At 58.0% G+C, this 9,371-nt stretch carries 9 protein-coding genes and 1 pseudogene; 1 reads left to right on the top strand and 9 read right to left on the bottom strand.

The window, feature by feature from the left end; genetic code table 11:
- Positions 1–67: 67 nt before the first annotated feature.
- From FQ320_RS24725 to FQ320_RS24700, 6 genes are all read right to left on the bottom strand, one after another.
- The gene (locus FQ320_RS24725; protein WP_187394081.1) at positions 68–400 is read right to left on the bottom strand and encodes a tripartite tricarboxylate transporter permease; all 333 of its coding nucleotides are present in this window, start codon (positions 398–400) and stop codon (positions 68–70) included.
- A 10-nt stretch (positions 401–410) separates the two neighbouring features.
- Positions 411–953: a tripartite tricarboxylate transporter TctB family protein gene (locus FQ320_RS24720; RefSeq protein ID WP_148475927.1), complete on the bottom strand. Its 543-nt coding sequence runs from the start codon at positions 951–953 to the stop codon at positions 411–413.
- A 1-nt stretch (position 954) separates the two neighbouring features.
- Entirely contained in the window at positions 955–1,923 is a 969-nt protein-coding gene (locus FQ320_RS24715; RefSeq protein WP_148475926.1) for a tripartite tricarboxylate transporter substrate binding protein, read from the bottom strand.
- A gap of 51 nt (positions 1,924–1,974) precedes the next feature.
- The gene (locus FQ320_RS24710; protein WP_148475925.1) at positions 1,975–3,117 is read right to left on the bottom strand and encodes a mandelate racemase/muconate lactonizing enzyme family protein; all 1,143 of its coding nucleotides are present in this window, start codon (positions 3,115–3,117) and stop codon (positions 1,975–1,977) included.
- A complete protein-coding gene (locus FQ320_RS24705) occupies positions 3,114–3,773 on the bottom strand; it encodes a GntR family transcriptional regulator (protein WP_148475924.1) in 660 nt (219 codons plus the stop codon). Before FQ320_RS24705 ends, FQ320_RS24710 begins: the two co-directional genes overlap by 4 nt.
- Before the next feature lie 840 nt (positions 3,774–4,613).
- On the bottom strand, positions 4,614–5,705 hold the full coding sequence (locus FQ320_RS24700; protein WP_148475923.1) for an IS630 family transposase: 1,092 nt from the start codon (positions 5,703–5,705) through the stop codon (positions 4,614–4,616).
- A 166-nt stretch (positions 5,706–5,871) separates the two neighbouring features.
- On the opposite strand from FQ320_RS24700, the gene FQ320_RS24695 reads away from it, so the two are divergent.
- Positions 5,872–6,054 carry an AlpA family transcriptional regulator gene (locus FQ320_RS24695; protein ID WP_148475922.1) on the top strand — a complete coding sequence of 61 codons (183 nt, stop codon included), beginning with the start codon at positions 5,872–5,874 and terminating at the stop codon, positions 6,052–6,054.
- Positions 6,055–6,122: 68 nt separating this feature from the next.
- Here the strand turns inward: FQ320_RS24695 and FQ320_RS24690 are convergent, their stop codons facing one another.
- The 3 genes and pseudogenes from FQ320_RS24690 to FQ320_RS24680 all read right to left on the bottom strand — a co-directional run.
- Positions 6,123–7,712, bottom strand: a complete 1,590-nt coding sequence (locus FQ320_RS24690; protein WP_187394080.1) for a relaxase/mobilization nuclease domain-containing protein — start codon at positions 7,710–7,712, stop codon at positions 6,123–6,125.
- Positions 7,699–7,947, bottom strand: coding sequence for a hypothetical protein (locus tag FQ320_RS24685; RefSeq protein WP_148475920.1), 249 nt, complete (start codon positions 7,945–7,947; stop codon positions 7,699–7,701). The genes FQ320_RS24690 and FQ320_RS24685 overlap by 14 nt, the downstream gene beginning before the upstream one ends.
- A 613-nt stretch (positions 7,948–8,560) precedes the next feature.
- Positions 8,561–9,037 (bottom strand): annotated as a pseudogene (locus FQ320_RS24680) (IS30 family transposase); the annotation flags it as partial.
- Between the last annotated feature and the right edge of the window lie 334 nt (positions 9,038–9,371).

The raw sequence follows: 9,371 nt of genomic DNA, 5'->3' as shown, positions 1-9,371 counted from the left end.
ACCGAAACTATCCAAACTGAAACATGATCGCAGGCAGATGATCAGCCGGGCCCGAGCTGTCCGGGAATTACTGAAACGGCTGTCCGGGAATTAGCATAATCGCTGTCCGGTATTTCTGAAATCCGCACGCCGATGGTGTACCGGGAATATTGAGCAGGATCGCTGGCACGGCGCCGCCGCTCAGGCCGCCGCAATAGACGCCGATCAGTGTGCCGAGGGCGATCTGCGGTTCGAGGGAGAAGGTGATCGGGATGAAAACTGCGACACCCATTGTTGCAGTTAGCCCCGGGATGGCACCGGTAACGATGCCAACCAATACCCCGAGCGCGATCCAGAGAAGCCCCACGGGATCCGATCCCAAGATGAGGAACCCGTTCATCAGATGTGAAAAAGCGTCCATGATTTCTCCGTTAGCGTAGGCGGATATCAAGGGCATACTCAAAGAGGCCCCATACACCGAGGGTGATCAGGACCGATGCCAATACTGCATGGGCGGCCTTGCGCGGTTGGCGCCAGAATGGCCCCTGTAAGGCAAGTGACAGGACCACGACCAGGATCGAGCCCGCCACGGGAAAACTCGTAAGCTGCCAGATCGGCAGAAAGATAACCAGAGCTCCGAAGATGCCGGCGGCATGGGCGACTTGGCGGCGCACGCTCGGTTCACCAGAAGGCAACTCATCTTCAGGATTAGCGACCTGTGTTGGAGCGTTTCCCTTCCAAGCCTTTAGTGCCCGGACAGTCTCGATGATCAGGACAAGTGCAGAGAGCCCCAGGATCATGACCAGGACAATCAGGGGTATGGTGCCCGGCCCGACCGGGCGGCGGGACGTGCCAAAGCTCATTGAAAGTGTAGGCGTAAGGAGGGCGAGTGCCCCCCCTACTACCCCTAGAAGAAGGAGCGCAAAAGCGCCCCTTCTAAACCAGGTGTCTGCCGAAGTACGGCGCTGTACCATCTCAGCTGTCCGTAAAGATTTCGGACGCGGCCACTTCAAGCGCCTGCATTAACTCGCTGTTGTAGGTCTCCAGCTCGTCGCCGCTCAGCCCGTCAGCGATGAAGCCGTACACAGTCGAGAACTCCTGGAACTCATCACTCATTACAGCAGTCGAGAAGATCTCGATGAGCCGATCGCGCACGGCCGGATCAAGACCTGCGGGAGCTGTGAGGAAGGTGACCTGTGCCAGTTCGCCACTTTCGAACAGGTTGTAGCCAGCCTCAGCGAAGGTTTCCACGTCGGGCAGGCTTTCAATCCGTCCGTTGCGGTAGACCCCAAGCGCACGCATCTCGCCGGCTTCCATCTGCGCCATCGTCTCGGAGGGCTTCAATACGCCGGCATCGATCTGACCACCAAGGATTTCCGCGATGACTCGTGAGCCACCGGGGTAGGTCACGTGACGATAGTCACCTTCACCTGCCCGGTTGGTGAGCTCAGCCATGGCATGGTTGACGTTATTGGTGCCAGGCGTTCCGATGGTCACCGTGCCTGGGTTGGCCTTCATGTGATCCATGAAAGATGTCAGGTCCTTAAACTCGCTCGATCCCTTCACCAGAAGGATCAGCGGATCCTCTGAGAACCGTACCAGGTCTGTATAGGCGTCCTTTTTGAAGGGTACCATTTCCTGGGCGATCAATGACAACAGCGAGCTTGAGGCAAGGCCGATGGTGTATCCGTCTGGCTTCGCTGTGGCGACCTGGCCCATGCCAACGGCAGAGCCGCCGCCCGGAAGGTTTTCTACAACTGCCGTGACGCCCTGCTCCTTGAGCATTGGTACAATCAGGCGGGCCATGATGTCCGTGCTGCCACCAGGGCTGAACGGAACAATGATCCGAAGTTCCTGTGTCGGGAAATCTGCCTGTGCCGCAAGTGGCGCGGTCAGGCCGATGGCCATCGTGGCAGCGATGATGGTTTTGGTGAAATATTGCATTTTCTGTCTCCTCTCAGATTGCAAACAGGTCGTATGAGCGACTTCGCCGAACTACTTCACGTAGCCGGGCCCATCGATCAGGGGGTGGTGCTTTACGAAGTCTTCGTCGATTTCCAGACCCAGACCGGGACCCTGGAAAGGATGGAAACATCCATTTGAATCGATGGTGAACTTCTGGTCAGAAATCTCGTCGCGGAACGGGTTTGCTTTGGAGACTTCTGCTTCATAGTAGCCGGGCATATCGATGGCAGCGAGGAAGTGGATCGTTGCTGCCATGTTCAGTGCTGTGGTCGAGGTGTGCGGGTGGATCTCCAGCCCATAGGCAGAGCCCATGGCGGCGATGCGCAGCCCCTCAGTAATTCCGCCCGTCTTTGAGAGATCAGGCTGGAGGATACCAACCGTGCCACTCGTGATCAGGTCGCGGAATTCAAAGCGGGTGTAATGGTTTTCGCCCGCCGCAAGGGGTGTCGTACCCAGCTGAGCCGCACGTTCATAGAGTGGGTAATCATGGGGTGAGAAAGGTTCCTCGAGCCAGCCCGCATGGACATCATCAAGCACGGGCATGATGCGGCGCACATGGTCAAAGCTGGCATTGGCATTGGCGTCCGTCAGGATATCGACTTCAGCCCCCAGGGCGTCGCGCACCGCGCGGATCCGGGCGATGTCCGCGGCCGGGGTATCGCCGATGCGAAGCTTGAGCGCGCGGTAGCCACGGCCGACCAGCTCTGCAGCTTCCTCTGCCAATGTTTCAGGTGCCTGATAACCCAGTGCAATTCCGCCGGCATAGGCGGTTACAGGCGTACCCTCGCCACCAAGCAGGCGGTAGAGCGGCATATTGGCGGCTTTGCCTCGAATGTCCCAGAGCGCCATGTCGATTCCGCTCATCGCGATCGCTGCGGCAGCTCCCATTCCATGACTGGCGAGCTGCATCTTATAGATGCGATCCCAGACCGTGACGTTCGCAAGGGCGTCCATGCCCACAATGAGATCGCTGAGTGTCGAGCGGATCAGATGTGCTACCGCCCCGGGCGCGCGGCCGTGGTGGGATTCACCCCAGCCCACGACACCCTCATCTGTAGTGATTTTCACAAGTACCGCATCACGCTTTACCGACCGCCCGATACCAAGGGTAACGCTGTTTCCCTCAGGTATGGGGAAGGAGATCGGGAATGCTTCGATAGTTTGAATTTTCATGCTTCAGTATCCTCAGTTTCCGTGCCTGGTGTTGGGCCTAGCCCGTAGGCATCCCCAATATTGGTGATGTGAAGTGCCGCGAGGCGTCCGGCTTCGGGGGCGTCGCGGCGCTCAAAGGCGTCCACCACCACCCCCATCTCTTCGAGGGAGGCGCGCAGGCGCACCCTGTAAATGAGATTGTATCGCCTTAGCCAGCGGACCTGGTCGCGAAGATTGAGGAGCAACAGCCGGATCCGCTTGTTGCCGCCAAATGCGTAAACCGTCTCGTGAAAGAGATCATCGAAAGCCTCAACAAGATCGACATCAGGAGTGCCATCCGCACCAGCCGCAGCATCATATGCGTGGCGCAGCTTTCTGATGGCCTCGTCATCCAGTGCAAGCGTCGCCTTTTCGGCAGCAAAGCCTTCTAGTATTGCGCGCAACTCCGTGAGTTCACGAATGAAGGTCGGATCAGGGTGGGCAACCACAGATCCACTCTGGGGCTGGACGATGATCCAATCCTCAAGTGCCAGGCGGTGTAGGGCTGTGCGTATCGGAGAGCGACCAAGCCCAAGGCTTGCGGCCAGCCGAGCCTCAGAGAGGCGAGTGCCGGGAGCATACTCCAGGGAGAGAATGCGCTCCTTGATCAGAGCATATGCATCGACTGGCGTGTTCATGGGGCCGCTGGTTCCTTCTGGTTAACTACAAGGCTAGTTAACCAGTTTGCACCTGTCAAAGGTTTTTAGTGAAAGTACCAGAAGTAGCTGCGAGAATTTGAACAGCTTGGACAAGTGGATTTTCTGCGCAACAGCGGCATGGTGCTGCAAGCGAGGCGAAGACTATGGCAAGACGACCGCGCCGGAACCATAGCACGGGATGCTGTTAGACCAATGGGAACCAGTCTCTGCAATGACAATGAGGCTGCACTTATGCCGCGCAGAGATTACGCCACTTAGCCAGAGCAGCGGCGCAACTGAGCTTGAAGTTGTCGCGAGAATAAAAGTGTGCAGGTCCCCTAGCGGGTGTATTTCCCGCAGTTTCAGAGCGCGACGGGTGGGGCCATCTTGGTGTAGTGGCCGCCGGCGTAGATGGCCACGGCGCGCACGAGGAGGTGCGGATCCCAAATCTCCCGGCATAGATGTCAGCAGACAATCGATGGCAATTGACGGCGGTTGTGTGCTCCCGCAACCAAAACTTCGACATAACAGTCGCTTAGAAGCCGCCCTAACGGGCGGCTTTTTGCGTTCAAACATTTCGGAAGCACTGCGGAAGCAAGAGGGTGCGCAAGGTTGCGTGCTGGTGAGGTAGCAATCAACGCACTGGCCCGGACCGATCATTCACGCATCGCGCGGCATTTTATGGGCCTGATCGTCGTTGTGCGGTCCAAGCGCGATTCCCGGTCGTCAGCACCATTTTCGGCTTCTGGCGAAGACCCGACTCCGATTCATGGAAATTCATGGATTCAGACATCGGAAGAGAATGCAACTGTAATGCTAGTGTTCCGAGTCTGACGCTTGCTACCTGTTCCCTCTGATTTCGTCGATTTTGTCCAGCGCGCGTCGTTCCCGTGTCAAGATATCCTCGGCTGTTTTTGACCAGTGAAACGGCTTCGGCTTGGTATTGTGCTGCCCAAGGTAGTCGTAGATGGCGGCTTCTAGGTCATCGACGCTGGTGTAGCTGCCCCTGCGGATGCGCTTTGACGTGATCTCGGCGAAGAACCGTTCGACGAGTTTCAGCCATGACGCGCTGGTCGGCGTAAAATGAAGCTTGAAACGCGGGTGTTTCTCCAGCCATGCCTTTACCTCTGGCGTCTTGTGGGTGGCGTAGTTGTCGAGCACGAGATGCACGTCGCGCGGCTTGAGGACGGCCCGGTCAATGCGGCGCAAAAAGCGCAAGAACTCTTTGGCTCTGTGGCGGGGCAGGCATTCGCCGATGACCATGCCTGACTTTACGTCGAGGGCCGCGAACAGCGTGGTGGTCCCGTGGCGCATGTAATCATGGGTCATCGTGGCCGCACGACCCTTCTTGAGCGGCAGTCCGGGCTGGGTCCGATCAAGCGCCTGGATCTGTGACTTCTCGTCAACGCAGAGCACGACGGCCCGCTCCGGCGGGTCGAGGTAAAGCCCGACGATATCGGTGACCTTCTCCTCGAACATCGGGTCATTCGAGACCTTGAAACCGCGCGTCAGGTGGGGCTTCAGACCTGCATCTGCCCAGATCCTCCCGACGCTGGAAGGCGAAATGCCCACCGCCTCGGCCATGGTCGAGCGGCTCCAATGGGTGGCATTGGACGGGGTCTCCTGCACAGTTTTTGCAATCACCTTGAGGCGCGTTTCCCGTGGCAGCGGCGGCACGCGCGACGGCCGGGTCTTGTCGCGCCGGAGGCCGTCCACTCCTTCGTCAAGGTAACGCGCCTGCCAGCGCCAAACGGTGGGCTTGGACGTCTTCGCGCGCCGCATGATCTCAACGGTGCCGCAGCCGTCTGCTGTCGCCAGCACGATCTTCGCCCGCCAGACGAGCTTGCGCGCAGTGTTGCGGTTGGTGATCAGAGCTTGAAGCTCAGCGCGGTTGGCGGGGCCAAGGTATAGGCAAATGTCATCGCGTCTCATGCCCCGAATATGGCACATCAGGCCTTCAATGGGAATCCTATGTCAGGTGCGGAACACTAGATCCTGACAGAACTGAATCGCCTCCCACGATAAGATAAATAATTCCTAAACGCGGCTTTAAACATCACCTGATAATTTATGGTCAATCTTAATAACAGGAGTACCCATGACGATTGATCGCATTCTGAGACGCAAAGAGGTCGAACACATAACTGGACTGAGTCGTTCCACAATTCACCGCCACATACGAAGCGGAGATTTTCCCATCCCGATCAAGCTGACCGCCCGCTTGGTGGGGTGGCGACAGAGCGAGCTGCAGCGCTGGCTGGAGGCACGACACGACGCTTGACCCTCCGGTGGCAAGCGACCCTCTTCCGTCAGAGTGGCGTCCGTACCTTCCAGGCAGAACACCTTGGATCAGGGCCCAAACCGCGGCCCTGTTTCTTGATCGTCGTCTGCGGTCGGCTTCAGCGGCCCGAAAGGTTTTCCAGGCTCCTCGATCACTTCGGCGGACTCGTCACACCCGTTCAGCGCCGGGTTGTTTGTTGCCCAGTCTTCGCTGGCCGATGTCTCCATCGGGCCGCCAATGCTCTCAGAACTGCTGCCGTCCGGCGGATCGGACAATACACGGGTTGGGTGTGATGGCAGAGTATGACCGAAATCGCTTCGAGCGCCTCTGAGCTGCCGCTGTGGCTCTGTCGTTGGCGAAGCCGGCGGACCACCCGACGGGCTCATTCTGGCCCCGCCCCGTGAGGCCGTGATGCTCCGGCTCCAATCTTTGAAAAAGCGAAACAACGCCTCCCAGTCATCGCCGTCTAAGAAACTCCAGCCAGAATCACCAGTACCGTGCCAAGCGTCGCCAAATGACCCATGACCAGCGCCCCCAAAACCACTCGGTGAGCCCATCGTGCCGCCTTTGTCTCCGTCGCCGCCTTGTCGAAGCCACTCTTGAGTGCACTCTGGTCCTTCAGAATTTTCAACTGCGCCTTCGCCAACGAGTGCAACTTCTGGTCGGTCTGTCTCTCGGTCTTCTCGTGGGTGCGCATGCCCTGTTCCACCTGCTGAATCCCCCTGATCACGGGCAGTAGTTTCTTCTCCAGAAGAATTGGAAGCACCGCGATCCGCGCTTGCGTCACCTCGTTCGATGCGCGCGTCTGCGCCAGCGCCTCTCGCAAGGGCGCGCTCAACGCTGCGCTCTTTTGCTCCGATAAGTGTCGAAAAGTCTCTGTCTTGCTCATAGGTAAATCCTCTCTTAATCAAATGCTTCAAACTGAACTTGCGGCCGATCTGCGACGCCGAAATGTGATGCCCGTCTAGACCGAAAGAAAATCCTGAAAGCGTGCCCGTCACGGCCGAAATGTTCGGCCGGACATCGACGCCGCAGTCCTCCAGCACCTCTACGAGATCGGTGGCGGTAATCGGCGCGGCGGTCAGATCATTCAGGAGCGCCTGCAACTGAGCCTTGGTAGAAATGACACCACGATCAGCCATCTCGAACTCGCCGCGCGTCGGCGCGGTTACATGATCGCGGACTCTGCTCGGGTCGAGGAGGTGGGAGGGCTGCACCCGGATGAGATCAAACCGCGCCTCAATTTCGCGGATCACCGCCTCGCTGCGGCGGAAATCATGCGCATCGCTGACGACGCTGCCGTCCAGTCGGATCCGGCTGGCGGCAATGTGGATGTGATCCCCGTGACAGACCGTCATATAGGCTTCGAAACCCATTTGCGCGGCCCACATATCGCCAATCTGCGACCATTCTTCATCGCTTAGAGCCCGGTCGCCCTCTGGAAGGGAGATCGACATGTGCGCGACGTTCCGCGTCAAACTCGGGCGCAGATTCTTGAGCGCACCCAGATGGGCCTTGGCCGCTTGCGCATCAAAGCCGAGCGTTCCGCCGACGATAACAGCGCGGTCCCGATGTTCGCCCTTGTGATCCTGATCAGCAAGAATGTAGTCGACCAGTCCGGCGGCATTATTGCCTTTCGTAAGCTTACCGATTGCCACGATCGCCCCCGATGAGACCGGCGCGGACCTCCTCCAGATCCCGCTGCAATTGCCGCAGGAGCGGCAGGATGCGAGCCATTTCGGGACGGGCTCCGGTATTCAGGTGATAACTCATCTGATTCAAATTCGAGGCGGTCCGGCTGAGCTCAATCCAGGCATTCCGGTTCAATAATGGCACCTGAACCGTCATTTCACTGCTCCGACCGAGCAGCTGATTGCGCACCAGCGCCGCCACACTGCCCCCCGCGGCCGCCGTTTGCAGCCTATGATACTGCGCCTGGGTCAACCGTACCGTGATCTGGTGATCCCGCTTGTTCGCTAATTTCGGTCTTCCGCCTCTACCTTTGGTTCCCATGCCAAATCCCGCCTGTTGGCAGACCGGGTGCAAGCACAGCGCGCACCCAATCCGACTCGAGCGCCGCGAGGGGAGGCGGGCGTTTTTGCATTGCAAAAACATGGCTCGCTTCCTCCAAAACAGCGTCTCTGGGAGACACGTGGGAATGGCGGGTTAAAAAGATGTAAAAATCGAAATTTTGTTGGAAATGTAAGCCAAGCCTACAGTTCCGCGGTCCAAGGAATCATTTCCAAATTGCTGACTGGCTCGCGTTTTTTCTGTGGCCCGAACGAACGCACCTCAAGCCCAGTCAATCCAAATACATCGGCGTCAGTTACCAGTCTGGATTTTAGGTTGGGCGCTGAGGTGGGTACACTATTATCGGCGTCTTAGAACGATCTTCGAAGATAGCGGCTCTAATCGCGAGGGCAAACGAATTAGTGGCGCGGTGGGGCGGTTTTTCTATGTTTCTTTCGACGTCGCAGACGAAAACCTTAACCGTAAGGGCTTGGATTCAAGTTTGAAGTGCGACGGTTGGTTTGATGGCCGCGAGTTCTTCGGCCATGGCTTCTGCGGGGGTATTCCATCCCAGGGTTTTGCGAGGACGGTCGTTCATCAAGCGGGCAACGTCGTTCAGTGCGGTCTGACTGAGATCGCTTAGATCAGTTCCTTTCGGGAAGAACTGGCGCAGCAAGCCGTTGGTGTTTTCGTTTGAGCCACGCTGCCAAGGCGCGTGCGGATCGCAGAACCAGATGTCGATCTTGAGGCGACGAGACAGCTCAGGATGGCAGGCCATCTCCGAGCCCCGATCGTAGGTCATTGAGCGTCGCAGCGCCACGGGCAGACGTTTCATCTGTCGCGTGAAGCCCTCGAGGGCGGCGCTGGCGGTGCAGCCGTTCATCTTGCTGAGAATGACAAAGCGTGTCTTGCGCTCGACAACCGTGCCCACCGCCGACCGGTTGAAGGCCCCCTTAATCAGGTCTCCTTCCCATGTGTGGATGCCCCGTTTGATGCAAGAGATTTTTTCAACGGTTTGAACATGTGATCGGGTACGGTCATGTGTCAGATGCCATAATAGGGCTGGCCCCAAATCATCAGCGTTTCGGCTTGTCGTGACTGTGGATGTGAGGTGTCGTTGCCCTTGGCACGCGATGCGTGCTTACGGGGTCTTGCCGTGAGGCGCGCCCCAATTCTGAACACAGAATGAAAGGGCAACGACATGGATCACTTTATCGGTTTGGACGTCTCTTTGGCAAGCACTGCGATCTGCGTTCTGAACGCGCATGGGAAGGTGGCCAAGGAAACGACGGCTTCCAGCGAACCGG

Origin of the sequence: Oceaniovalibus sp. ACAM 378, assembly GCF_008085915.1 — a bacterium.
Classification (GTDB): Bacteria; Pseudomonadota; Alphaproteobacteria; order Rhodobacterales; family Rhodobacteraceae; genus Oceaniglobus.
Note: the sequence above shows the minus strand (reverse complement) of the source record. Positions and strands in the feature narration are given on the sequence as shown.